Genomic DNA, 25,590 nt, shown 5'->3' on the forward strand with positions numbered 1-25,590 from the left:
CTTGTTCCTTGTTCTTCTGCTCTAAAAGTCGCCCATGGTTTCGGGCAGCTGTGCCAGTGCTTTTTCGAGCTGCTCGTTGGAGGGAGCGACGCCGTGCCAGTTGTGGTCGTTTTCCATGAAGTCGACGCCTTTGCCCATGATGGTGTGCATGATGAGCGCGACGGGCTTACCCTTGCCCATCATCGAGCGGGCCTCGTCGAGGGTGTGGATCACCTCGGCCATGTCGTTGCCGTTCATTTCCATGGTGTACCAGCCGAAGGCATCGAATTTCTGGCGGATGTTGCCGAGGTCGTTGACCTGGTAGGTGGGACCGTCGATCTGCTGCCCGTTCCAGTCGATGGTGACGATGAGGTTGTCGACGTTGTGGTTGGGCGCGAACATGATTGCTTCCCAGTTCTGGCCTTCCTGGAGCTCACCGTCGCCGTGGAGGGAGTAAACGATGTGCTGGTCGTTGTTGAGCTTCTTGGCCAGCGCGGCGCCGATGGCCACGCTCATGCCCTGCCCGAGCGAGCCGGAGGCGATCCGTACGCCGGGAAGTCCTTCGTGGGTGGTGGGGTGGCCCTGCAGGCGCGAGTCGAGCTTGCGGAAGGTCGCCATTTCCGACACCGGGAAGTACCCCGACCGGGCCAGCACCGAGTAGAAAACAGGGGAGATATGGCCGTTGGAAAGCACGAACATATCCTGCTCGCGGGCGTCCATATCGAACTGCTCGGGGTTGTGCTTCATGGCGTGGAAATACAGGGCCGTCAGGAAGTCGGCGCAGCCGAGGGAGCCCCCGGGGTGACCGCTGTTGGCGCCGTGCACCATTCGGAGGATATCTCGGCGTACCTGGCTGGCGATGTCTTGGATTTCTGGCATAATTTTTAGTTGATCTTTAACCTTTTGCGTTCAATTCCGGGCGCGTCCCGTCGGCTGCAAATGTGCAACCTTTTTCCATTCAAAATCCTGAGAGAACCGGTAATTTAATAGGTTTAATGGCGTAGTTTGGTTACTTTCGCTGCGTAATTGAGCCTTGGATCCGATCCCCTTGAAGAGCTGTGGCTGAGAGAATGTTCCACCTGGACCCATGAAAATACTTTGATAACCCAACCACACGCTGTATGCTCGATGTCTTATTGACTGCTTCCGTAGCCTTTGTATTGACTTTTCTTGCCGTACCCGTTATTATCCGGATTGCCGAGCTCAAAAAACTCTACGATGTCCCGGATGCCCGCAAGCTCCACACGAAGCCCATCGCCTCTCTCGGCGGCGTCGGTATCTTCATCGGCTTCTTCCTGGCGGCGCTCCTCACCGTCAACCTGAAAGCAACTCCCGAATTCCAGTATTTCTTCGCGGCCGCAACGGTCATCTTCTTCCTCGGTATTAAAGACGATATCCTTATCCTCAGTGCCACCAAGAAGTTTATCGGCCAGGTCGGCGCCGCGGCGATCATCATCCACCTGTGCGGCGTCCGCATCACTTCCATGCACGGCCTCTTCGGCCTCTGGGACCTCCCCCAGGCCTTCAGCCTCGCCCTCAGCTACCTCACCATCATCCTCATCATCAATGCCTTCAACCTGATCGACGGCGTCGACGGGCTCGCCGCTACGTTGAGCCTCCTGACGATGTGCGTCTTCGGGGCCTACTTCGCATTCTCGGGACTGAGCTCCTATGCCGCCCTTTCCTTTGCGATGGCCGGCTCGCTGATGGCCTTCCTGATTTTCAATTACAACCCCGCCAAGATCTTCATGGGCGATTCGGGCTCGCTGATGCTGGGCCTCGTGAACTCCTTCCTGGTGATCAAGTTCATCCAGGTTGCCGACTCACCCGCAATGCCCTATCCCATCTCTTCCTCGGTTGCCGTTGCCTTCGCCATCCTGGTAGTGCCACTGACCGACACGCTGCGGGTGTTCAGCATCCGGATCCTCAATGGCCGCTCACCGTTCTCGCCCGACCGCAACCACATCCACCACCTCCTGCTCGACCGCGGCCTGAACCACAAGTACGTTACCTTCTCCTGCCTCCTGCTCAACATGGGCTTTATCAGCATCGCCTACTTCGGCCGCTCACTGGGCCCGAACTACCTGCTGCTGCTGCTTTGCTCAGTGTCGTTCGGCCTCCTGGGTCTCCTGATCTTTGTGCGCCGCCGGCCGACACTTGCCCGGGAAGCGCTCCCGCACAATGCAGAGCCGCATATCCCGCAGGTTACCAAGGTCGTTCCCATCAGCTCCGAGCAAGCCGTGGCGGAGAACTAAGGACTATCGAACAAGGAACAAGGAATACTGAATAATGAAGGGAGGTCTGAAGAGATCTCCCTTTTTCATTCCGCTTGTTCCATCAATTTGGAGTTCGGAATTCCTTGTTCCTTGTTCTTCTGGTCAAAATCCTTGTTCCTTGTTCCGCGGATCGCTAAGTTTGCTCCACTAAATCACACGTTTATATGTCAGAAGAAGTGTCGCTGACCATCGGTATGGCCGAAGACTCGATGCGGAAAGCCATCAGTCACCTGGAGTCGGAACTCGGAAAGATCCGCGCCGGCAAGGCCAACCCGCAGATCCTCGAAGGCATCATGGTGGATTACTACGGATCGCCGACGCCCCTCGGCCAGGTAGGCAACGTAAGCGTGGCCGACGCCCGCACGCTCACGATCCAGCCCTGGGAGAAGAATATGCTGCAGCCCATCGAGCGCGCCATCATCAACTCCAACATCGGCCTCAACCCGCAGAACGACGGTGTCATCATCCGCCTCTTCCTGCCGCCGCTCACCGAGGAGCGCCGCCGCGAACTGGTGAAGCGCTGCCAGGGCGAAGGCGAGCACTGCCGCATCGCCGTGCGCAACATCCGCCGCGACGCCATCGAGCAGATCAAGAAGGCCCAGAAGAACGGCCTCTCTGAAGACGCCGCCAAAGACTATGAAGCGGAAGTCCAGGACCTCACCAACCGCTATATCTCCCTCGTGGAAAAACACCTCGAGACGAAGGAGAAAGAGATCATGGTGGTCTAGATCTGTTCATCTCGGATCTCGAGATCTCGGATTTACTCAAAACATACAGGCGCCCTTTCAATTGAAGGGGCTTTTCTTTTGATGGGTTAGGTTTTCAACCAGATCCGAGATCGAGAGATATTAAGATTTCTTATTGACGAGGTACACGCCACCCAGGATCACCGCCAGGCAGCCGAACTGCACAACCGAGATGGCTTCGCCGTCGAGGAGGCCCCAGCCGATGGCGACAACGGGGATGGCGTAAGTGACCAGCGACGCGAAAAGGCCGCCTGCGCGCTTGATGAGGATGTAGAAGAGGGCCGTTGCAATGGCGCTGCCCACGAAGCCGAGGAGCATCGAGGCGCCGATGCTGATCCGCGCTTCCTCGTCGTGCACGGCCATCGAAAAAACGTTTTGCCAGAGCAGCACGACCAGCGCCGGCACTGCCACGATGGTGAGCGACACCGTTGCCATGGCAAAGGGATCAAGGTCGCGGAGAAAGCGGTTGACGATATTGACGTTGATGCCGTACAACAGGGTAGCCAGCAGCACGAGCGACGCGGCACCGAAGTCCGACGCATTGAAGCCGCTATACAGGCTCAGGAGCAGCAGCCCCACAAACCCGATCAGCACCCCGGCGACCTTGCGCATTTCGAGGCGGATGTGAAAGAACAGCACGCCCACTACGATCACGAACAGCGGTGTCAGCGAATTGAGAATGCCTTCGAGCGAGGAATCGATGCGGTCGATGGCCGCGGCAAAGAGGAACGCGGGAAGCAGGTTGCCGAGCACACCCGACAGGGCGACGAGCGGGATACGCGCCAGCGGGATCTTCCGTAAATGGGCAAGCGTAAAGGGCGAAAACACGACTCCGGCGGAGAAGATCCGCAGCGCGCCGATCTGCATCCCGTTGAGATGCGTGCGGCCCAGCTTCATCAAAATAAAGGAGGAGCCCCAGATTAGAGCCAGCAAAACAAAGAGGCTCCAGTTGATCCATTTATCGCGCTGCGTCATTGGGTTGCAAATGTGCGTTGCAATTCGCAAGCGTCCCGTGTATGTGGCAAAATTCTCCTATTTTTGGCTCTACCGTTCGGCGGTACTGCTTAAAACCTGACTGAATTATGAGAAGAAGCCTCCTGGTGTCCGGCGCACTATGCCTGGCCATCGTTTCTGCTGCCCAGAAGACGCCCAAAATGCATAACCCCAAGTGGCGCAAGGGCGCGGTACTCAGCATCGTAGGCGCGCAGACGGGAAGCCGCAATTTTGTGAACGCTCCCGAAAAATATTCCCTCACCGGTGTTGCCTCCCTTTACCTCTATGCCAACAAAGGCTGGGGTAAGTCGGGCTGGGATACCAGCAAGTACGAGTCCCGCCACACCTGGAACTCGATGGCCGAGCTCTCCTACGGCCTCGCCAACGTTCAATCGACCGGTATCCGCAAGGTCGACGACAAGCTCGAGGTATACACCCGCTACACCTGCCACTTTGCAAAGCGCAAATACCTCGGCCTCGGCATCAGCGCCGATCTCCGTACACAATTCAGCAACGGCTACGATTATTCCGAAACGCCGCGCCGCCGCGTATCGGGCTTCTTTGCGCCTGCCTACCTCACCTTCCACGGCGGACTGCACATTACCCCGAGCCGCAACCTCTTTTTTGCCGCCGGTCCCTTTGCCCGCTGGGTGATCGTGAGCAATTCGCCCTACAGCTTCAGCTACCAGGGCGGCGTGAAGCCCACCGGCGAGACGGAAGCGACGCTTGCCTCCCGCTACGCGGTCGACCCTGTCAAAACGAGCCGCTTTGAAACCGGTGCGATGCTCAGCCTCGGCTACCAGCGCAAGCTGATGAAGAACGTGTACTACCGCGGCCGCGTCGACTGGTCCTGGGATTTCAACATCATCCGGATCCGCCGCGAGACGAACTACATGGACGTTTACTGGACCAACAACATCTCCCTCCACGTCAACAAGTGGCTGAAGGTGCTGTACAACTACGACCTTATCTACGACGGCAACCTGCGCACCTTCGGCGACAACAAGAACGAGGACGCCACGCAGATGCGCTCGATCCTGGGCGTAGGTGTCGGAATCGGTCTCTAACCGAATAATAACCTATCTTTACGGCATCCCGTGGCACGAAAGCCACGGGATTTTCGTTTCTTTAAGCACATGGCCATCCACAACATCAATTACCAGATCAAGCTGCCCCAGTTCGAAGGTCCCTTCGACCTGCTGCTCTTCTTCATCGAGCGCGACGAGCTGGACATCTACAATATTCCCATCACCGGCATCATCAAGGACTTCCTCACCTATATCCACTCGCAGGAGACGCTCAACATCGAGCTGTCGAGCGAGTTCATCCTCTTTATTTCTACGCTGATGCGCATCAAGGCCAAGATGCTGCTTCCGCGCAAGGAGATCGATGCGCAGGGCAACGAGATCGACCCGCGGCAGGAGCTGGTGGACAAGCTGCTGGAATACAAGAAGTACAAGGAAGCCGCTGCCGAGCTCGCCGAGAAGGAAGCGGACCGGATGCTGATGGTAAAGCGGGGTAATATCCACCGCGAGCTCGCCGCCATCGGCGAGGAGGCCAGCGAAGGCACCGAGGTGCAGGCCATCACGCTGTTCAAGCTGATGAAAGCGTTTGAAAAGGTCATGCAGCGCCTCCACGAGAAACACAACAAGCCGGTGCACACCGTGGTCCAGTATAACTACAGCATGGAGACCACCAAGACCGGGATGATCTCGCTGGCCCAGGGCCGCCGTACCCTTTCGTTCGAAAGCGTGTTTGAGCAGGCCGAGAACCGCGTGCACGCCATTTTCCTGTTCCTGTCGATGCTGGAGCTGGTGCAGCAGAAGTTCCTGCGCATCATCATCGGCGACGGCCGCAACAACTTCCTGGTCGAATACAACGAAACCGAGGAAGGGCTGACGGACGAGGAGCATATGCACCTGCTTTAAGATCTCTGATCTGGGATCTCAGATCTCGGATTTGGTAAGTGGTCCGTTGAAAATATCAGTTGAAGATCCATAGCAATATGGGTCTTTTTTCTTTCCGTATGAAACCGGCGGCGGTTTCGAGAAAGCGGTACGAAACCATCGGGCAGCCAAGCGAGTTGCAGAGGGGGAGGGGATCGATGGCGCGGTCAGGAACGCAGTCGTAGGCATGAAGCACCACGAAGCGCGCATAGGCATTGCTGTTGCTCGGGTCGAGGCCGTGAAGCTTGAAGGCCGTGCCGAACCGGCCCGGGTAGGCAGCGCCGACTCGGTAGCGCCCCAGCGAGCTGCAGCCACAGCCTACTTCGTTGGCAAATTGCGCGCTGTCGGCCCAGCTGCGATTGCAGCTTCCGTGCGCCACAAGGCCCGCTCGGAGAATGCTGTCGCCGGCCAAGTCGTAGATGAAGAACCGGTAGCTTCCGCTGGGACGGCTCATGTCGACGAGGAAGGCCGTTCGCTGGGAGTACTGCTGCGCCGCGGCATAGGCCCGCAGGCTGCGCGCCCTGGCCTGGAGACGGGCCCGCAGTGCCGCCGCTTCGGAAGCAGTGGGATGAGCTGCGGGTGGTGGAACCGGAAGCAGCGCGGCAGGCGAGGGCGCGCCGGGAGCGAACCGGTTCCAATTGCGCAGCGCCAGCACCGTTAGGGTCATCAGCAGGCAAACGAGGAGGAAAGCTTTGGCCATAGTGCGGAGATGCAGGGGGCGCCGTTTTCCATAAGTAATTTTTTTGCGGCATTTGGCTATCTTGAAGGCCAATCCAGTCCATGAAGCACCTGTTCCTTTTGCTGGCGCTACTGGTCTTTTCGGGCGTCGTTCGGGCGCAATGGAAAGGCAGTCGCGAAAACCTCGGCCCGGCCATCAACGGCGCGGAGGCGCAGGTGCTGCCGCAGTTCAGCAGCAGTGGCGACAGCCTCTTCTTCAGTGAAACCGGTCCGGACGGAAACTTTTCGATCCGCTTCAGCACACGTACGCAGCGCCTTCCTTGGAGCCCGCGCCAGGGCGCGCCCTGGCTCCATCCGCCCGCCACCGGCTCCCGATTCGTGTTCACGCAGCTGTGCGATGGTCAATACCTCGTTAACGGGCATTACAACCGCGGGCTGCAAAGCCGGATACAGGGAAAGGGTCTTGCCTTTGCCTACAGCGCCGGCGGCCAGACCCAGTTTGTGACCCTTCCCTTTGAAGGTGTCGACACGATGCTCAACAGCCGCTTTACGAATGCCTTCCTGTACGAGCCGGCAAAGCTGCTTTTCCTGTCGGTACACCGTGCCGGCAACGAAGACCTCTTCGTGTGCAGCGCACTCAACCCGGAAGAGACAGACTGGGCACGCCTCCGTTGGTCGTCGCCGCAGCGGCTCTCGGTGAATACGCCCTTTGCCGAAACGGCACCCTGGCTATCCCCCGATGGCAGCACCCTGTACTTTGCCTCCGATCGCCCCGGCGGTGTGGGCGGCTTCGATATCTGGAGCGCTACCCGCAGCGGCAGCGGCTGGACGGATTGGACGCAGCCGAAGAACGCCGGGGCGCCCCTCAACAGCAAGGGCAACGAGCGCTCGTTTACCCAGGATCCCTGGAACGGTGATGCGTATTTTGTATCGGACTCCGGAACGATGGGCGGCACCGACATCTTCCGGCTGCAGCCCGATACGACGCAGAAGCCGCCCCCGCCCCGCGGCGATACGACGGCGGTCCCGGACAGCAGCGACGGCCTCCGCGAGCCGCGCTACAAGCCAAGCAATATTGTATTTCTACTGGACCTCTCCAATTCCATGAAGATCGCGCGGCGGATGACGCTCCTCAAAACAGCCATGCGTCCGCTTGTCCGCGCCCTTCGCCCCGTAGACCGCGTATCGCTGTACCGGTTCGGAGACCATACCGAGCGGCTCTTTGATGCCGCGGCACTCACCGACGCAACCCGGCTGCAGCACATCGTTGACTCGCTGCGTGTGCAGGGCGAGGCCACCAACGGCTCTGTGGCGATCCTGGAGGGGTACCGCGAGGCGCTCCGCAAGCTGCTGCCCGGCGGCAACAACCAGATCTTCCTCATCACCGACGGCGACTTCCCTATCTTCCCCGATGTGGAGCGCGGCATCCTGCAAACGCTCAACGTGCAGCTCACCGTGGTGATGATCGACGAAAGCCCCGAAGGGCAGCGTCTGCTGGCCAAGTTTCGCCGGTACCCGAATGTGCAGATCGTTACCCTGACGGATGTGCAGCGGGATGCGGGCGCGCTGTTACGGAGTGTGCAGGGGAACGCACGGAGACGCTAGCAAGTTTGTAGTTTGTAGTTTGAGGTTTGTAGTTGCGCGAAGCGCGGCGCAGTATTGTCGTTTATGGATGGCCCCGTCATTGCGAGCGCAGCGAAGCAATCTCTTTCGGGTTGACACTGCAGGCGGAAGGGCCTGACTATACTCCAACAGATTGCTTCGTTGGCCGTCGCTACGCGCCGGCCGCCTCGCAATGACGGTGCAAGGGGGCTTCGCACCGGCGTTCTCGCAATGACGATACATGCAAAGGGGCCCTCAGCAGGCCCCTTCTCATATTAAAGACATATCTGGATCTATTGTGGTGTAGCAACGATCGCTTCAACCGAAATGCGCGACAGGTCCCGCACTGCTTCGGCGATGGCGGGCGCATCGTAACCGCATTCTTTATGCAGCTCCTTGAGCGTTCCGTGCTCCACCACGCGGTCGGGGATGCCGAGGATGCGTACGTCGTTCTTGTAGCCGTGTTGCTGCATGAATTCGAGTACGGCCGATCCGAAGCCGCCGACGACGGTGCCGTCTTCAACCGTTACGATCTTGCCGTAGGTGGTCAGGGCTTCGTGCAGCAGTTCTTCGTCAATGGGCTTCGCAAAGCGCATATCGTAATGGGCGGGTGTAATGCCTTCGGCCTGGAGCTCGCGGATGGCGGCGGCGGCGAAGTTGCCGGGGTGACCAAAGGAAAGGATGGCGACCTCCTTGCCGCTACGCAGGCGGCGGCCCTTGCCGATCGTGAGTTCTTCGAGCGGCTTCTTCCATTCGGGCATCACGCCCTCGCCGCGCGGGTAGCGGATCACAAAGGGCAGCACCGTGCTGTCGAGCTGCGCGGTGTACATCAGGTTGCGCAGCTCCTGCTCGTTCATCGGCGCCGAGATGATCATGTTCGGAATACAGCGGAAATACGGGACGTCGTAAGCACCGTGGTGCGTGGGGCCGTCTTCGCCCACGAGGCCGGCGCGGTCGAGGCAGAAGATCACCGGGAGCTTCTGGATGGCCACATCGTGCACCACCTGGTCGAAGGCGCGCTGCATGAACGATGAATAGATATTGCAGAACACCTTCAGTCCCTGCGTGGCCATACCGGCCGAAACCGTTACGGCGTGCTGCTCGCAGATGCCTACGTCGAACGCGCGGTGCGGCATCTTTTCCATCATGAACTTGAGCGAGGAGCCCGAAGGCATGGCGGGCGTGATGCCCATCACCTTCTCGTTTTGCTCGGCCAGCTCGATGATGGTATGGCCGAATACATCCTGGTACTTCGGCGGCTGCGGCAGGTCGAATTTCTTTTTGTAGATCTCCCCCGTGATCTTGTCGAACAGGCCGGGGGCGTGCCACTTCGTCTGGTCCTTTTCGGCGAGCGCGTAGCCCTTGCCTTTCACAGTCAGGATGTGCAGGATCTTCGGGCCCGGTATCTGGCGCAGGTCGCTCAGCGTGTCGACAAGCTTGGTGATGTTGTGCCCGTCGATGGGACCGAAGTAGCGCAGGTTGAGCGCTTCGAAGAGGTTGGAGCTTTTGTTGACCATTCCCTTCACCGAGGCCTCGAGCTTCGAAGCCATGTCGCGCGTGAAGCGCTTGCCCACGGGCAGCTTGCCCAGGAGGTTCCAGACTTCGTCGCGCACCTTGTTATAAGCCGGTGATGTGGAGATATCGGTGAGGTATTCCTTGAGCGCGCCCACGTTGGGGTCGATGCTCATGCAGTTGTCGTTGAGGATGATGAGCACGTCGGAATCAGCCACGCCGGCGTGGTTCATGGCTTCGAAGGCCATACCCGCGGTCATGGAGCCGTCGCCGATGACAGCCACCGACTTGCGGTCGGTCTCGCCCTTGTACTTGGCGGCCATGGCCATTCCGAGCGCCGCCGAGATGGAGGTCGAGGAGTGACCGACGCCAAACGTATCGTAGGGGCTTTCGCTGCGCTTCGGAAAGCCGCTGAGACCCTTGTATTTGCGGTTGGAAATAAACGTATCGCGGCGGCCCGTGAGGATCTTGTGGCCATAGGCCTGGTGGCCCACATCCCATACCAGCTGGTCGTAGGGCGTATTGTACACGTAGTGCAGGGCCACCGACAGCTCCACGACGCCGAGGGAGGCGGCAAAGTGACCGCCGTGCACGCTCACCACGTCGATGATGAACTGGCGCAGCTCGTCGCATACCTGGTGCAGCTGTTCCTTGGAAAGCTTCTTGAGGTCGTCGGGGGCGTCGATATGCTGAAGCAGGGGACCGGGATTGATCTGCATGAAGACAGTTTAAGCTCCCGCTGCTGCGGGATGAAACACAAAAATAACCGAAAGCGCCGGATGGGCGCCCTTTTTCAGAAGCTTAACAAAGGGGATGCAATTTGGTTGCCCGACTGCGCCAGGGCTTCGTCGGGACGTTGGCAGGACTGCTGTAAAAAAAAGCGCCGCACCCCTTGAGGCGCGGCGCTCGGTTCGCTCAGTCCTTTTATTGTTTTACAAAACGCGTACGGTTGATGCTGTTGCCATCGTCGATCGTAAGCTGGTAGATACCCGGTTTGAGGCCCTGCGCCGAGATCGGCCATTCATTCACACCGCTGTGGGCGTTGAAGCTTCCGCTGTACTCGAGGCGCCCGTCGACGCTGGTGATGCTGAAGTGGACGCTTCCGTTCGCCGGCGCCTGCCAGCGAACACGCATCCGGTCGCTGACGGGATTGGGGAATACCTGCAGCGAAGCCTGCTGCTCGGCTACGTTGACCACCCGCGAAAACTCGGGTCGGCCGTCGAGGCCGATGAGCCGGAGCCGGTATTGCTGGGCGGGGCTGCGCGACACCGTGCTGCGGTAGTGAAGCGGCGCGCCGGATGTCACCTGGAAGCTCCGCTCGGGGTGAAAGGCGCGGCCGTCGCTGCTGCTTTCCAGAATCACGGCCGAATAGCCCTCGAGCGTGCTGAAGCGCCACTGGAAGCTATGGCTCGTGGCATCGCTGCCGGCAAGGCCGAAGTCGAGCAGCTTGATTGGCAGGAGGCTCTGGCAGGGGAGGATCGAGAAGGGAAAAGATTTGAGGTTGCAGCCCTTCGAGGAGCCGACCGTAACGATGTAGGAACCGCCCACGAGGCCGTTGATGGTGGTGTCGGGGGCCGTCGCGTCGCTGCCGTAGGTATAGATGTCGCCGAAGTCGAAGACATTGTTGCCGTCCATATCGTAGGCCAGCGTGTAATTGAGGGGGAAGTAGGTGGAGAGGCTGCTGCCCGATGCAGAGACGTTGATCGAGCCATGCACGTTGGTGCAAAGGTCCATCGAGTTGACGATGTTGAACTGGTAGGTGAGCGACGCGGTGCCGCCGGAGGTTTTGTTGTTGGTGGCGCCGGCGCTGATCTGCGGCTGCTTGATCCATTCGCAGTCGCCATCGAGCTTGCGGGCGAAGGAGTTGGCCTTTCCGGTCGACATGCCAAGCTGCTCGTAGTCGATGCCCGACATGCTGCTCAACGTGAAGGTTTTCCGGGTACATCCGTTGCTTACCGAGGAGCTGAGGATGGCGCTGTTGGTCGGCACCGGGACAGCGCGGGTCACGGCATCCACTGCCTTGAGGGTCGGGTCGAAGAGTACCAGGTTCACATTGGCGGTGCCTCCGTCAACCATGAAGCCGTCGCCGGACGTTGGGATGGCCACGTTCGTGCAGTTGCAGGTATTCCAGTTGAGGTGTACGGTAACGGCGCTGTCGATGTTGCCGCAGTTGCGCGGAAGGCTGCTTTGGCCGGCGATCACGTAAAACTGGCCGGGCTGGAGGATGGTGTTGGGAGGGATGGTAACCGAATAGGTGCCGGTGGTGAGAATGTAGCAACCGATGTTGGTGGGGCCGGGCCCGAAATTGAGCAATTCAACGAATTCGGAGGTCGTGCCGCAGGAGGCGGAGGGCCAGGGCATATACTCGTTGATCACAATGCGACCATAAGCCTGGGCCTTCCCGATTGTTGCTATCAGCAGGCAGATGCTGCACAATAGCAGGTGTAAAGAACGTGTTCTCATAAGGGGCGGTGTTAGGTTTGCGGACTCTTGCGGACTCTATAAAATTACCTCAGCCGGGAGGCGATTTCTAATGTTTCGCGTTAAATCATTAGAAATTGGGGTCTTCCACTTAGGAGAAATACGATGCTGTCTTAAGGCGTTACGGGTAAACGCTGACAGGTCATCCGGATAATCCCTTGCGGAAGAACCGGTAGTGCCGGAGCCCCCGGAAAGCGGCCCCGGGGCCCCATTCAGCGGGGCCATGGGCCGTTCCTACAATTAAGATCTACGTAGCGCCCCTAAATTGTAGATTTGTTACCTATGAATCTCGGGAAGTTTTCGCGGTATTGGGTGCTGCAGGCGGCCGGGTGGGGAAGCTTCGCGCTGATCAACACGTTTTTTGCCTACTCGTTCGGCACCCTCCAGAACTGGCCGGCGGCGGAGACCTTCTTCGGCCGCCTGAGCATCTACCTCGCGGTGGGGCTGCTGGCCACCATCAGCATGCGCTTCCTCATCCGCGTTACCAACGTGCTGCAGAAGGTGGTGGAGCAGCAGGCGGCCCAGTTTCTCCTGCTGACGGTCTGCTTTTCGTTCCTGGCCTCCTTCCTATATATGCAAAGCCTCCACGGGCTGGGGCTCCTGAGCCAGAAGGAAATCTATTACCTCCGGAAGAACGTCTTTCTCCTCATCCTCGACGGCGCCTTCGGCTATTTCTGGCTGTTCTTCATCTGGAACCTGATCTACTTCATGTTTCATTACGTGTCGAAGAGCCGCAAGCAGCAGATGGAGACCCTGCAGCTGGAGACGCTCGTAAAGGAGCTCGAGCTGAAGACCATCAAGGCGCACATCAACCCGCACTTCATCTTCAACGCCCTCAACAGCATCCGTGCGCTTATCGACGAAAACCCGGCCCGCGCCCGGACGGCTGTTACCGAGCTCAGTAATATCCTCCGCTCCAGCCTCAAGGCCGAAAAAGGGGAGACGGTGCCGCTCAACGACGAGCTGCAGATCGTGCGCGATTACCTCGCGCTCGAGCATATCCGCTTCGAAGACCGCCTGCAGGTCAACTACAGCGTCGACGCCGAGACCCTCAAGTACGAGGTGCCGCCGATGATGCTCCAGACACTGGTGGAAAACGCGATCAAGCACGGCATCTCCAAGCAGGTGCGCGGCGGACTTGTCCGGATCGCGTCCAACCGCCACGAAGGCTTTTACGAGCTGACGGTGCAGAATACAGGTCACCTTCATGCCGGCGCTGAAGCGGGCGGAAGCGGCTTCGGGCTCACCAGTACGCAGGACCGGCTGGCGCTGCTTTACGGTGCCCGCGCCCGTTTCCAGATATCGCAGATCACCGACGACCTCGTGGAGGCGAAGGTGGAAATCCCGGTGGATTAATTCGACCGGACTACAAACCACAAACATCAAACTACAAACTGTTTTTATGCGCGCAATCATCATCGACGACGAACGACTGGCCCGCACCGAGCTGCGCAAGCTGCTGCAGGAATTTCCCGAGATCGAAGTGGTGGACGAGGCCGGCAATGTGGACGAAGGCCTGGCCAAGATCGAGACCCATAATCCCGACCTGATCTTCCTGGACATCCAGATGCCCGGCAAAACAGGGTTCGACCTGCTGGCGGAACTCGACCGCGCCCCCGAGGTGATCTTTACCACGGCCTACGACGACTATGCGCTGAAGGCCTTCGAAGTGAATGCCCTCGACTACCTGCTGAAGCCGGTGGAGCCGAAGCGTCTTTCGGATGCGATCCAGAAGCTGCATGGCATGGATAGCGGCAGCGGCGGCGCTAGCCCCGTTACGCCCGGCGAGCCCCGCGGGCTGCTCACCGAGCAGGACCAGGTATTCGTGAAAGACGGCGACCGCTGCTGGTTTGTCCGCCTCGGCGAGATCCGCCTCTTTGAAAGCGTGGGCAACTACGCCAAGGTCTTCTTCGGCAACAACAAGCCGCTTATCCTGAAATCGCTCAACGCGCTCGAAGAGCGCCTCGACGAGAAAGTATTCTTCCGCGCCAACCGAAAGCACATCGTCAACCTGCGCCTCATCGAAAAGATCGAGCCCTACTTCAACGGTGGCCTGCTGCTGGAGCTCAAAGGCGGCGAGAAGATCGAGGTAAGCCGCCGGCAGACGGTGAAGTTCAAGGAGATGATGTCGCTTTAACCAGGTTTTTAAGGTTTTATAGTTCTGAAGGTTTTACCGGTTTAAGAAAGCCCGCCTTTCTAACCTCAATGAACCCCGCAAACCATCAGAACCTTAAGAACCCTCAGAACCTCCAGAACCTTAAAAACCTCCAGAACCTTCGGAACCTCCCCGCTACCAATCATCCTACCATGTTCAAACAACTTTTCGTTGCAACGGCTATCCTTTTGTGTTTTTCCTGCCAGGCGCAGAAGCCGCTTATTTCCGTAACCGAAGCGACGCGGATCGAAACGTACCTCGCCTCCGACGCACTCGCGGGCCGCAAGCCCGGGACGGCCGGGAGCGAGCAGGCAGCCGCGTTCATCGCTGAGGAAATGCGCAAGGCGGGCCTCAAGCCCCTGCCCGGGGCCAGCGGTTACCTGCAAACGTTTTCCGTGCTGCGCCCGAAGATGACGGCGCTCAGAGCCCGGATGGGCGGCGCCGATTTCGATCCGAAGCGCGTGGTTGTCGTTACCACGAAGAAAGACTTCAGCCTTGATGAGAAGTCGGGCTTCGCGGTGAAGACGATCGGGCCTTCCGATGCCGCCGACCAGCGTGCCTTCTTCCGCCTGGCGCAGAAGTACGCCGCCGGCAAAGAGCCGGCAATCGTCCTGGTGGACAGCTCCTTCTCGGCTTTCTTTGGGCGGCTTCCGGGGCTGAAGCGCTCGCTCTTTACCAGCGCCAGCGATATTGTATTTCTACTGGCGAGCGGACTCCCCGACAGCTACAGCGTCGTCGCGGAGCATAGCTTTGAAGAACTGAAGCTGACCAATATTGTTGGCATGCTCCCGGGGAGGAACAGGCCTCAGGAGCAGGTGATCTTCTCCGGTCACTACGATCATCTCGGCACCGGCAAGCCCGTTGCGGGCGACTCCATTTACAACGGCGCCAACGACGATGCTTCGGGTATCACCTCGATGCTGCTGCTGGCGCGGCATTTTGCCCGCCTGAAGAACAATGGCCGCAGCCTCGTCTTCGCAGCGTTTACGGCTGAAGAAAGCGGTGGCTTCGGCGCTACCTACTTCTCGCGCCAGCTGAACCCCGACAGTGTCGTAGCGATGTTCAACATCGAGATGGTCGGCACCGAGTCGAAGTGGGGGAAGGGCTCCGCCTACATTACCGGCTTCGAGAAGAGCAGCATGGGCACCCTGCTGCAGGGAGCGCTGGCGGGTACCGCCTTCGCCTTCTACCCCGACCCTTACCCGGAGCAGCAGCTGTTTTACCGCTCCGACAACGCCACCCTTGCCCGGCTGGGCGTGCCGGCGCACACGATCTCCACGTCGAAGATGGACGTAGAGCCGCACTACCACAAGCCTTCCGACGAGGTAGGCACGCTGGACCTCGACAACCTGGTGCGGGTCACGGGGGCGATCGCAACCAGCGCCGGACCGATTATCAGCGGGAAAGCAACGCCAACGCGGGTGCAGGAATAAGCACGTTAGCCCTATTGTAGTACTACGGAAGGACGGCATTGCCGTCCTTTTTATTCTAATGCCCGGCCATCGTATTTCTACCAAGCGTTTTAGGTGTAATTACTTAGCCGAACTAAAAAACACCTAAGTAGTTGCTTTATGTGGATTTTAAACTCTTCTTTTGTCCCACTCCAACCCTTTTAGAACCAGCCGCCACCATCCACCAATCGTCACGAACCTTTCCTGCGGTTTTCTCTAACCTCTGTTTTCGCCTCCTAACCGGTAGCATCAAACCCGTTTGAGCCCCGGCCCGGAACAGCCCAGCTGTGCCGTTGCCTGTGCTTGAACCGGAATGCCTATGCCCTCCCGCCAAGCCTCTGAACCGCACCAGACAAAATTTTAAACAGCAAAAAATGCACACAACCATGCCCTTGTTTGCCCCTGCGCAACGAAGATCCTACTTCCACCTGATTGCATGCCTGCTTGGCTTCCTGCTCGCTATCGCCGCTCCCCAGAAGGGGTTTGCGCAGGCGACGGCCGACAATGCCGAGGTCTTGCAGAAATGCCTAGACCTGCCCGCGTTGCAGGCTTTTTATCCAAGCGGCGTCGATGGTGCGAAGCAGCAGGTCACGATCCTGCAACTTCCCGTCGCTTTTCCGGCCGGTCTCTCGGTCACGAAGTTCGAGCAGCCCGTTCTGTTCGTTTCGCGCGATGGCGTCGGCAACAAGGATGCCTACATCAACTTCCTCTCCTTTACCGTCGGTGATCAGGACGCAAGTGCTGATTTCTTCATGACGTACGGCCGCAACAGCACGAGCCCCGGCTCGGTGCGGATGAAAGTGACCCTGTCTAAGGTGAACGATCAGTGGAGTGTTACCAATTCAACCGTCGTAAACTAAGAAGCATGCATACAAAATCTACAAACTCGCTCAGCCTGGGGATAAAGCTGCTTTTCCTCAGCATTTTCATGACCGGCTTCGGTCAGTGCTTGTTAGCGCAATCGAACCTGTGTGCCTCTTCGGCGACAACTTTTTGCTGCGAGTACGTTTCCTCGGTCAGCATTAATGGCGTCGTGAAGAACACCGCCAACACTTCGTACTCTTCGGGCCCGGGTTACCAGGATTTCTCCGGTACCAGCATTACGAACCTGGTGGCGGGCAGCACCTACCCGGTAAGCGTTACCGTGCAAGCGGCGAGCACCTACCTGGAGTATGTCAAAATCTGGATGGATTTCAACGGCAACGGCAACCTGCAGGACGCCGGCGAGCTGGTTATGGACCAGAACGCGACGTTCGTCGGTACCTACGTGTACAACGGCAACATAACCGTTCCCACAACTGCTTACAACGGCCCGATCTACATGCGGGTCATCATGGTGTACAGCAACGTACCGCAATTGTGCGGCAGCTATACCTATGGCAACACACTTGACTTCAAAGCAACGATCAGCGGCGGACTCGTTTCGCGCAAGCTCACCGTAGCCACCGCCGGCTCCACGGGCGGCAGCGTCGTCAGCTCGCCTTCGGGCATCAATACGGCGCAGGGCATCAACTCGGCCAACTTCGCCGACGGATCGACCGTCACGCTCACCTCTTCCAACGGAGCCACTGCATTCTTTACCAACTGGTCGGGCGCCGCTTCCGGTACGGCTTCCAGTGTCGCTGTTCCCATGAACGCGGACAAATCGATCACCGCAAATTTTGCTTCCTTACCCACGGTAACGACATCAGCCGTCTCTTCCATCAGCTACACAACAGCAGTGTCGGGTGGTACGGTAAGCTCCGATGGCGGACAGCCCGTAACGGCACGCGGTATCTGCTGGAACACGACCGGCACACCCACAACGGCCAACGCCAAAACCAGCGACGGCTCCGGAACAGGCAGCTACAGCAGCGCCCTCACCGGTCTTGCTGCCAACACTACTTATTATGTTCGCTCCTACGCAATCAACTCGGCCGGTATTTCTTACGGCAGCCAGGTGAGCTTTACCACAGCGGCCTACGCTGCTGCGGGCGCGCTCAACTTCGGCGGTGGCAGTGAATACGTGAAAGTGGCCAACTCGGGCATCAACTTTACCAGCACCTCGTTCACGATCGAAGCCTGGGCGAAGCGCAACGCGGAAGGTGCCTATGCCATGATCTTTTCGCAAGGCGGCCTCGAGCAGGTGAACAAAACGATTCATTTCGGCTTCCGCGATAACGGCAATTTCACCTTTGCCTTCTACGGCAATGACCTTGACGCCATCGCCGTCTCCGACCTTAACTGGCACCATTGGGCGGCTACCTATAACGCCACTACCAAGGTTCGCCGGATCTACCGCGACGGTGTACTGATGGCGCAGGACGTTTCGGCCGGTGGTTACATCGGGTCGGGCAATACCGACTATATTATCGGGCAGGTTGCTTACTTCAATGGCATGGGCAGCACGTTCAATGGCAATGTCGATGAACTCCGCATCTGGACCCGCGAGCTTTGCCAGAATGAAATTCAGAACAACTTCAATGGGCAGCTTCCTGCCGGGCAAACCGGCCTGGCTGCTTACTATCAATTCAACCAGGGCCTGGTAGACGCCAGCAATCCGTCTGTCACTTCGCTGACGGATGCCAGTGGCAACAACCGCACGGGAACCCTGATGAATTTCGCGCTGACGGGCCAAAGCTCCAACTGGGTCACCGGTAAGGTGATCGGAACGGCGCCCGCCTACGTAGCACCGACAGCGACGATCACTGCAGGCAGCGCTACAAGCTTCTGCCAGGGTGGAAACGTTGTGCTGACGGCTACCACAGGTGCAACGTACCAATGGTACAAGGATGGCAGCGCCATTAACGGTGCTGTTGCACAGACTTACACGGCCAACGCGGGCGGCACCTATTATGCAGTCGTCGCCAACAGCGGCGGTTGCGTGGCTACCTCCAACAGCATCGCCGTAACGGTGAACGCTTACCCGCAGGTGACCGCCACCGCAGCTTCCACGACGCTCTGCAACGGAAGCTCCACGATCCTGTCGGCCAGCGGCGCCAGCACCTATAGCTGGAGCAACGGCCAGGCGGGAAGCTCGATCAGCGTAAGCGCTGCGGGCAATTACAGCGTAACCGGTACCAGCAACGGCTGCTCCACGACATCGAACATCGTATCGCTCAGCACCGGCACCCAGCCGACCGTTGGCGGGATCGATGTGTACCAGCAGGCATTCACCGATGCGACCTCTTGCAGCAGCATGGTGACCTACCCGCTTTCGATCGGCGGAACACCCGCACCCACTGTCAGCTATTCGTTCAGCGGCGCCACTACCGGCTCCGGCAGCGGCAATGGCAGCGGCCAGGTATACAACAAGGGTATTACCCATGTGACCGTTACCGCAACCAATGGCTGTGGATCGGGCTCGAATACATTTGATATCAAGGTGGTCGACAACGTGAAGCCGGTTGCTCGGTGCAAGCCGCTTACCGTAACGCTCGACGCCAGCGGCCATGCTTCGATCACGGCTGCGCAGATCGACAACGGCTCTTCCGACAACTGCGGACCCGTAACCACGTCGATCTCGCGTGAAGGCACGATCTGTGGCATCGCTACGGAAAACAATACGATCACCCTCCAGGCCCCGGCCGGTACGCTGATCGATCGCATCGACTTCGCCTCCTACGGCACGCCTACCGGCAACTGCGGAAGCTTCAGCTACGGCTGGTGCCATTCCTCGATCAGCCAATCGAAGGTGGAAGGCCTGGCCCTCGGCCGCAACAGCGCCTCGATCCCCGCTACCAACTCGGTATTCGGAGATCCCTGCGGCGGTACCGTGAAGAACCTCCGCATCCAGGCACACTACAGTGCTGCCGGCAACGCAGGCACATTCGACTGCGGCAACATCGGCAACAACGAAGTAATCCTTATGGTAACGGATGCCGACGGAAACGTCAGCAGCTGTACTTCTACGGTTACGGTTGTCGACAATAGCGCACCGGTTCCGACGGTAGCTACGCTGCCGGCCCTGAACGGCGAGTGCTCGGTTACGGCCGTTGCTCCCACCGCTACCGACAATTGCGCCGGCATGGTGATCGCTACTACGTCCGATCCGCGCACCTATTCCACCCAGGGTGCTTATACCATTCACTGGAACTACAGCGACGGTCATGGCAACAACACACAGCAGACCCAGCAGGTACTGGTGAAGGATCTTACCGCACCGGTTCCGCAGGTAACGACACTGCCGACGATCACTGCCGAATGCGCTGCCGCGCTGACCGCACCGAAGGCAAACGACAACTGCGCAGGCATTGTTACGGCTACCACCGTTAATCCGACCTCGTACAGCGCACAGGGCACTTATACAGTGAACTGGACGTACAACGACGGCAATGGCAACAGCTCCACGCAGCAGCAGACCGTGATTATCAAGGACGTTACGGCACCGGTGTTCAACACGTCGGTGAGCAATGTTCCGGCAAACATCCTGTCGCGCGTACCGGAAGCCAGCCAGTACAGCCTGGTTTATGCTTATGACCTGCCCACGAGCGCAGCGTACAGCAACACGACTGCCGTTCCCACAACCGCAAATAACGCTGCTGCACTTGCCAGCACGCCTTTCACACGCGTTGCCTACTTCATGGAGTTGGACAACAAGTGGGTATGGGTTTCGATGGACAAGTTCACGAACACAGTGTCCCAAACGGGTATTCCTTCGGTAGGAAGCACGTTCTTCCAGCAGAAAGTAACGAACATGAATGTTGTCGCCAGCAGCAACGCAGGCGTGACCGCTGGAACAGGTATTGCCACAGGCAATATCGAGTTCTGGAACAACTGCTACACTACGGGCAATACACTCGGCCTCGCAGGCGCCAATGGCGGCACCTATGACTACGACGACCAGCGTACCGTTACCAGCCCGAGCTGCTACGGTTCGTTCCAGGTGCACAACTGGGGCGCACAGCAAACCCTGTTTGCCTACAACCGCTGGGCTTCCGGTGGCATCAGCGATCTTGGTATCGGCAACAACACCGGTAACAGTGGTCATCCTGACTACACCTTCCAGCAGAACGCCGGCCAGTATGCATCGCGCAAGCTCTATGTATTCATTGCCGGTGGCGTGAATGCAAACCTCACTGCCAATGCATCAGCGACCAGTTGCGATGCTTCGGTTGCCGTATCTGCGCCGACTGCCAGCGACAATTGCAGCAATGCGGTTGTAACCGGCGTTCGCAGCGACAACCAGCCGCTCAACGCAACCTATCCCAAAGGTGTGACGACGATTACGTGGACGGCTACCGATGCCGTCGGTAACCAGTCGACACAAGCCCAGACCGTTACGGTTACCGACAACGTAGCCCCGGTTGCCAACGTTGCCACGCTTCCCGTTCTGAACGGACAGTGCTCGGTAACGGCGACAGCGCCGACCGCTACTGACAATTGCTCGGGTATCGTGACGGCAACGACCGCTGACCCGCTCACGTATACGGTTCAGGGTACCTATGTTATCCATTGGGCGTATACGGATGGAAGCGGCAATCAAACTGTCCAAACGCAGCAGGTCATTGTGAAGGACAATACGGCTCCTGTTCCGAACGTAGCTAACCTGGCTACCGTTAAGGGCGAGTGCTCCGTTTCTGTTCCCGCACCGACGGCCACCGACAATTGCTCCGGTCAGCTGACGGCTACTACCGTTGACCCGACATCTTACACTGCCCAGGGCAGCTATACGATCCATTGGGTTTATACAGATGCCTCCGGCAATACGGCGCAACAGGACCAGACGGTGATCGTTAAGGACGTTACCCCGCCGGTAATCGCCTGCGCGTTCAACGTTACGGTGAATGCCGCTCCGAACAGCTGCGGTGCCACCGTGAGCTACAACGCTCCCTCGGCTACCGACAACTGCGGCAACGGCGCACTGCCCACGTCGCTTGACGGTTATACCTACAAGGGAACCTATGGCGGTCACACGTATTTCATTTCGAACAGTCCCACGACACCGGAAGACGCGCATGCCCGCGCCATCGCCCTCGGCGGTCACCTCGTGACCATCAGCGATGCGCAGGAAAACGCCTTCGTGTCGGCGATGAGCCCGAACTTTATCTGGATCGGCCACACCGATCGCGAAGTGGAAGGCACCTTCAAGTGGGTCACCAGCGAGCCCGTTACGTACACCAACTGGAACAGTGGCGAGCCGAACAATGCTGGCGGCAACGAAGACTGGGCCGTTATCAACTGGGGCCCCAACGGCACCTGGAACGACTGGTATTATACCGAGAATGCCCTCTTCGTGGTTGAATTCGAAGGTGGCAACATCCCCACGCATCGCGTTTCCGGTCTCGGCAGCGGCGCTACCTTCCCGATCGGTACCACTACCGAAACCTGGGAAGCTGTGGATGCCGGTGGCAACCGCGCTACCTGCTCCTTCACGGTAACCGTTGTTGATACGCAGGCACCGACGATCGTCGGACTGCCGGCAAACATCACCGTTGGCAACGACGCCGGTGTTTGTGGCGCCCGTGTCACTTGGACCGCGCCGACCTCGGCCGACAACTGCAGCGGCCATTCGATTACGCAGATCGCCGGTCCTGCATCGGGCTCTGTGTTCCCCATCGGAAGCACAGTAGTTCGCTACCGCGCCCAGGATGCTTCCGGCCTGACTGCCATCTCTGCCTTCATTGTAACCGTGAAGGATACGGAGAAACCTTCGATCGTGAATCTTCCTTCCGACATCACTGTCGGGAATGACCCTGCTGTGTGCGGCGCCCGCGTAAGCTGGACGCAGCCCACTTCATCGGACAACTGCTCCGGACATTCGGTGACCCAGATCGCCGGACTTGCGAGCGGATCTCTCTTCCCGACCGGCAGTACGATCATTACGTACCGTGCCGTAGATGCCAAAGGCAATAGCGACATTCGTTCCTTCACGGTAACCGTGAACGATACGGAAGCACCCGTTCTGGCTGGCGTACCCGCCAACTCGACTGTGGAGTGCAACGCCGTTCCGGATGCCGCAACGGTAACCGCTACCGACAACTGCGCCTTCTCCGGCCTTGTTCGCTTCAGCGAAAGCCGCGTTGACGGTAACTGCCCTTCCAGCTACACGCTCACCCGCACGTGGTCGTCCACCGACGCCGCCGGCAATACTGCTTCGGCTACGCAGGTGATCACCGTGCAGGATACGCAAGCGCCGGAGCTCACAGTGAGTGATGTTTCGGTGAACAACGACGCTACGAATTGCGGCGCCGTTGTGACCTTCGCGGCTTCTGCTTCGGACAATTGCAGCACGCCCGCGATCTCGTACAGCCAGGACCCCGGCACCTACTTCCCGGTAGGTACTACTACGGTTACGGCCACGGCGAAGGATGCCTGCGGCAACACGACCAGCAAGACCTTCACGGTAACGGTAGCCGACAATGAGCTGCCGGTAGTACATACCAACAGCTTCACGATCCAACTGGATGCTACGGGCGCGGCCTCTATCACGGCTGCCCAGGTAGACAACGGCTCGACGGATAACTGCGGTATCGCTTCCATCAGTGCAGACAAGATGTCGTTCGATTGCAGCAACACAGGCGCCAACACGGTAACCCTGGCGGTAACCGATGTGCACGGCAACGTGAACACGGCTACAGCAATCATTACGGTTGAAGACCACGTTGCTCCTGTCATCAGCTGCCCGGCTTCGGTAACGCTGAACTGCCAGGATGATAACAGCACGGCCAACACCGGCGTAGCTACCGCTATGGACGCCTGCGGTATCGCTTCGATCACGCATGCCGACGTATCCACGCAGTCTGCCGACATCAACAACGCGGCACACTATAACTACACGATCGCCCGCACCTGGACGGCCCTGGACAACCATGGCAATTCGAGCCAGTGCCTGCAAACGATCACTGTTCAGGATATCAGCGCACCGGTGCTTACCTGCCCCGGCAACCGCACGGTTGCTTGCGACGGCGACGTGTCGACGCAGGCCAACGGCAATGCAACCGCCAAGGATAACTGCGGACCTGTTTCCATCGCTTACAGCGACGCCTCTACACAGGCTTCGGATATCAACAGCGCTGCCCATTACAACTACAGCATCTCCCGCACCTGGACGGCTACCGACGTGTCGGGCAACTCGAGCCAGTGTGTACAGATCATCAGCGTTCAGGACGTGACCGCGCCGGTAATCAGCACGGTTGCTGCAAGCCTCGACCGCACGGTGGAATGCTCCGATGCACAGGGAATCGCAGCAGCACTTGTTCCGGAGCCTTCGGCTACCGACAACTGTGCGCCGGTAACCCGCCACCTCGTGAGCGACGTAACCAGCAACAGCTGTGGCACGACCTATACCCGTGTGCGCACCTGGAACTTCACGGATCCGACGGGCAACACATCGGCCAGCTTTACCCAAACGATCAAGGTTGTTGACCGTACAGCACCGGTAGTTACCTTCAACGCAGGCAGCGTGGAGCATTGCTTCGATACCACGTCGAACCTGTATCCCGTACCGGCCCTTGCCGCTACCGACAACTGCACGGCCGTACGTTATGCGTACACTGTGAAGAACGCTGCGGGCAATACGCTCCGCACGGGCAACACGGCCAATGCGTCGGGTACCTTCGCGGTCGGTGTCAATACCATCTATTGGACGGTCACCGATGCCTGCGGCAACAGCAGCAATGCTACGACCTCCGTTCGCCTCAATGCACCGATCACCGGGGCCTTCAACAGCTTCACGGTGCTGCCGAATGCCACGAAGCCGAATACGCTTTACCTGGGCTATACACCGGCTTCGTCGACTGCCCTGCAGGTAACTGCGGGCGGCGGAACCCCCGGTTATACGTACCAGTGGAGCAAGCAGGGAACTGCTGCCAGCTTCACCGTTTCTTCCGATCCGTCCAAGATCACGATGACGGCTGCCGAGCAGGGAACCGTAACGTTTATCGTTGTGGTGACCGACAGCAAAGGCTGTAAGGCGATCTTCCGTACATCGATCGACGTAGTGGATGTTCGTTGCGGCAACAAGCTGGACAAGGTCCTGGTTTGCCACAATACGGGCTCCGGCTCCAACCCCTGGGTACAGGTATGTGTCGCTCCTGCGGCCGTGGCTACCCAGCTGGGCAACGGTGGCTACCTCGGCGCCTGCACGAGCAACGCCGTTACCCGCCAGCTTCCCAAGGTGCAGCCGACGCTTGTACCTGCGCTCAGTGCCTATCCCAACCCGAGCCGTGGCATCGTACAGTTGCGCGTGAGCGGTCTGCAGGGTAAGCTGCGCGTGGAAGTGCTCGACAGCCGCGGCAGCCGCGTGCTCCAGCACGACCAGACGGTAACCTACCAGAGCGAGGACCTCACCCTCAACCTGCAAACGGCTGCGGCCGGTCTATATACGGTACGTGTTTCCAATGGCGACACGGTACTGACGACCCGCATCGTGATCGCACGTTGATCTTATTGGTTCAGTAAGTAAAAGAGCCCCTCGCAAGAGGGGCTCTTTTTATTTCGTTCCGCCTGTCGCCGCTTCGCGCAACGCCAAACTTGTCTCTTCACCGGAGCTTCTGACGACTTTCGACTGCCTGCCTGCCGTCGTCCGCTGCGGCTAACCGTTACCGTAATTCTACGAAGGTAATTAGGTGTAACTACCTAGATTTTTTAAATACTGACTAAGTGTTCTCGCTTTATGAATTATTAGCTCTTCTTTTGTCCTACTCCAACCCTGTTAGAACCGACGACCACTATCCACTGACGACCGATTGTCTCTAACGCGTTACACCTAACCTCTGGTCGCACCCCCTTTGTAATCCGGAATGTAATCCAATGATGATGTCATCGACGGACAGCTGATGCTGCTGCGCC

15 protein-coding genes are annotated in these 25,590 nt (G+C 58.7%); 10 read left to right on the forward strand and 5 right to left on the reverse strand.

All coding sequences use genetic code 11. From position 1 onward, the window contains the following. Window positions 1-21 precede the first annotated feature (21 nt). Entirely contained in the window at window positions 22-858 is an 837-nt protein-coding gene (locus ACYU7Z_RS15655) for a transketolase (RefSeq protein WP_460572152.1), read from the reverse strand. A gap of 242 nt (window positions 859-1,100) precedes the next feature. Here ACYU7Z_RS15655 and ACYU7Z_RS15660 point away from each other — a divergent pair, with 242 nt between their 5' ends. Beyond that, window positions 1,101-2,234 carry an MraY family glycosyltransferase gene (locus tag ACYU7Z_RS15660; RefSeq protein ID WP_460572154.1) on the forward strand — a complete coding sequence of 378 codons (1,134 nt, stop codon included), beginning with the start codon at window positions 1,101-1,103 and terminating at the stop codon, window positions 2,232-2,234. 185 nt (window positions 2,235-2,419) lie between these two features. Then, entirely contained in the window at window positions 2,420-2,983 is a 564-nt protein-coding gene (frr, locus tag ACYU7Z_RS15665) for a ribosome-recycling factor (protein WP_460572156.1), read from the forward strand. A 120-nt stretch (window positions 2,984-3,103) separates the two neighbouring features. On the opposite strand, the gene ACYU7Z_RS15670 is transcribed toward frr, so the two are convergent. Continuing rightward, window positions 3,104-3,976, reverse strand: coding sequence for a DMT family transporter (locus ACYU7Z_RS15670; RefSeq protein ID WP_460572158.1), 873 nt, complete (start codon window positions 3,974-3,976; stop codon window positions 3,104-3,106). Between the two features lie 107 nt (window positions 3,977-4,083). On the opposite strand from ACYU7Z_RS15670, the gene ACYU7Z_RS15675 reads away from it, so the two are divergent. Continuing rightward, window positions 4,084-5,061 carry a DUF3078 domain-containing protein gene (locus ACYU7Z_RS15675; RefSeq protein WP_460572160.1) on the forward strand — a complete coding sequence of 326 codons (978 nt, stop codon included), beginning with the start codon at window positions 4,084-4,086 and terminating at the stop codon, window positions 5,059-5,061. Between the two features lie 69 nt (window positions 5,062-5,130). After that, window positions 5,131-5,922, forward strand: coding sequence for a segregation and condensation protein A (locus ACYU7Z_RS15680; RefSeq protein ID WP_460572162.1), 792 nt, complete (start codon window positions 5,131-5,133; stop codon window positions 5,920-5,922). Window positions 5,923-5,977: 55 nt separating this feature from the next. Here ACYU7Z_RS15680 and ACYU7Z_RS15685 read toward each other — a convergent pair whose 3' ends face one another. Next, complete coding sequence (locus tag ACYU7Z_RS15685) at window positions 5,978-6,640, reverse strand: murein L,D-transpeptidase catalytic domain-containing protein (protein ID WP_460572164.1); 663 nt, start codon at window positions 6,638-6,640, stop codon at window positions 5,978-5,980. Window positions 6,641-6,720: 80 nt separating this feature from the next. Here ACYU7Z_RS15685 and ACYU7Z_RS15690 point away from each other — a divergent pair, with 80 nt between their 5' ends. Then, window positions 6,721-8,223 carry a VWA domain-containing protein gene (locus tag ACYU7Z_RS15690; RefSeq protein ID WP_460572166.1) on the forward strand — a complete coding sequence of 501 codons (1,503 nt, stop codon included), beginning with the start codon at window positions 6,721-6,723 and terminating at the stop codon, window positions 8,221-8,223. Between the two features lie 290 nt (window positions 8,224-8,513). Here the strand turns inward: ACYU7Z_RS15690 and dxs are convergent, their stop codons facing one another. Both dxs and ACYU7Z_RS15700 read right to left on the reverse strand, forming a co-directional pair. After that, window positions 8,514-10,451 (reverse strand): 1-deoxy-D-xylulose-5-phosphate synthase, encoded by a 1,938-nt coding sequence (gene dxs / locus ACYU7Z_RS15695; RefSeq protein WP_460572168.1) that lies wholly within the window; start codon window positions 10,449-10,451, stop codon window positions 8,514-8,516. Between the two features lie 205 nt (window positions 10,452-10,656). After that, on the reverse strand, window positions 10,657-12,195 hold the full coding sequence (locus ACYU7Z_RS15700; protein WP_460572170.1) for a lamin tail domain-containing protein: 1,539 nt from the start codon (window positions 12,193-12,195) through the stop codon (window positions 10,657-10,659). 300 nt (window positions 12,196-12,495) lie between these two features. On the opposite strand from ACYU7Z_RS15700, the gene ACYU7Z_RS15705 reads away from it, so the two are divergent. The 5 genes from ACYU7Z_RS15705 (at window position 12,496) to ACYU7Z_RS15725 (ending at window position 25,183) form a co-directional block, all read left to right on the forward strand. Next, on the forward strand, window positions 12,496-13,569 hold the full coding sequence (locus ACYU7Z_RS15705) for a sensor histidine kinase (RefSeq protein WP_460572171.1): 1,074 nt from the start codon (window positions 12,496-12,498) through the stop codon (window positions 13,567-13,569). Between the two features lie 46 nt (window positions 13,570-13,615). Continuing rightward, window positions 13,616-14,350, forward strand: a complete 735-nt coding sequence (locus ACYU7Z_RS15710) for a LytR/AlgR family response regulator transcription factor (RefSeq protein WP_460572173.1) — start codon at window positions 13,616-13,618, stop codon at window positions 14,348-14,350. Between the two features lie 170 nt (window positions 14,351-14,520). Then, a complete protein-coding gene (locus ACYU7Z_RS15715; protein WP_460572175.1) occupies window positions 14,521-15,801 on the forward strand; it encodes a M28 family peptidase in 1,281 nt (426 codons plus the stop codon). Between the two features lie 392 nt (window positions 15,802-16,193). After that, complete coding sequence (locus tag ACYU7Z_RS15720) at window positions 16,194-16,679, forward strand: hypothetical protein (RefSeq protein WP_460572177.1); 486 nt, start codon at window positions 16,194-16,196, stop codon at window positions 16,677-16,679. Window positions 16,680-16,684: 5 nt separating this feature from the next. Further along, complete coding sequence (locus tag ACYU7Z_RS15725; protein WP_460572179.1) at window positions 16,685-25,183, forward strand: HYR domain-containing protein; 8,499 nt, start codon at window positions 16,685-16,687, stop codon at window positions 25,181-25,183. Window positions 25,184-25,590 lie beyond the last annotated feature (407 nt).

The organism is Flaviaestuariibacter terrae, assembly GCF_054777635.1.

Excerpts from the sequence above, each read along its gene's own strand:
- ACYU7Z_RS15655 (WP_460572152.1), bottom strand. The coding sequence starts at position 858 with ATGCCAGAAATCCAAGACATCGCCAGCCAGGTACGCCGAGATATCCTC.
- ACYU7Z_RS15660 (WP_460572154.1), top strand. The coding sequence starts at position 1,101 with ATGCTCGATGTCTTATTGACTGCTTCCGTAGCCTTTGTATTGACTTTT.
- frr (WP_460572156.1), top strand. The coding sequence starts at position 2,420 with ATGTCAGAAGAAGTGTCGCTGACCATCGGTATGGCCGAAGACTCGATG.
- ACYU7Z_RS15670 (WP_460572158.1), bottom strand. The coding sequence starts at position 3,976 with ATGACGCAGCGCGATAAATGGATCAACTGGAGCCTCTTTGTTTTGCTG.
- ACYU7Z_RS15675 (WP_460572160.1), top strand. The coding sequence starts at position 4,084 with ATGAGAAGAAGCCTCCTGGTGTCCGGCGCACTATGCCTGGCCATCGTT.
- ACYU7Z_RS15680 (WP_460572162.1), top strand. The coding sequence starts at position 5,131 with ATGGCCATCCACAACATCAATTACCAGATCAAGCTGCCCCAGTTCGAA.
- ACYU7Z_RS15685 (WP_460572164.1), bottom strand. The coding sequence starts at position 6,640 with ATGGCCAAAGCTTTCCTCCTCGTTTGCCTGCTGATGACCCTAACGGTG.
- ACYU7Z_RS15690 (WP_460572166.1), top strand. The coding sequence starts at position 6,721 with ATGAAGCACCTGTTCCTTTTGCTGGCGCTACTGGTCTTTTCGGGCGTC.
- dxs (WP_460572168.1), bottom strand. The coding sequence starts at position 10,451 with ATGCAGATCAATCCCGGTCCCCTGCTTCAGCATATCGACGCCCCCGAC.
- ACYU7Z_RS15700 (WP_460572170.1), bottom strand. The coding sequence starts at position 12,195 with ATGAGAACACGTTCTTTACACCTGCTATTGTGCAGCATCTGCCTGCTG.
- ACYU7Z_RS15705 (WP_460572171.1), top strand. The coding sequence starts at position 12,496 with ATGAATCTCGGGAAGTTTTCGCGGTATTGGGTGCTGCAGGCGGCCGGG.
- ACYU7Z_RS15710 (WP_460572173.1), top strand. The coding sequence starts at position 13,616 with ATGCGCGCAATCATCATCGACGACGAACGACTGGCCCGCACCGAGCTG.
- ACYU7Z_RS15715 (WP_460572175.1), top strand. The coding sequence starts at position 14,521 with ATGTTCAAACAACTTTTCGTTGCAACGGCTATCCTTTTGTGTTTTTCC.
- ACYU7Z_RS15720 (WP_460572177.1), top strand. The coding sequence starts at position 16,194 with ATGCACACAACCATGCCCTTGTTTGCCCCTGCGCAACGAAGATCCTAC.
- ACYU7Z_RS15725 (WP_460572179.1), top strand. The coding sequence starts at position 16,685 with ATGCATACAAAATCTACAAACTCGCTCAGCCTGGGGATAAAGCTGCTT.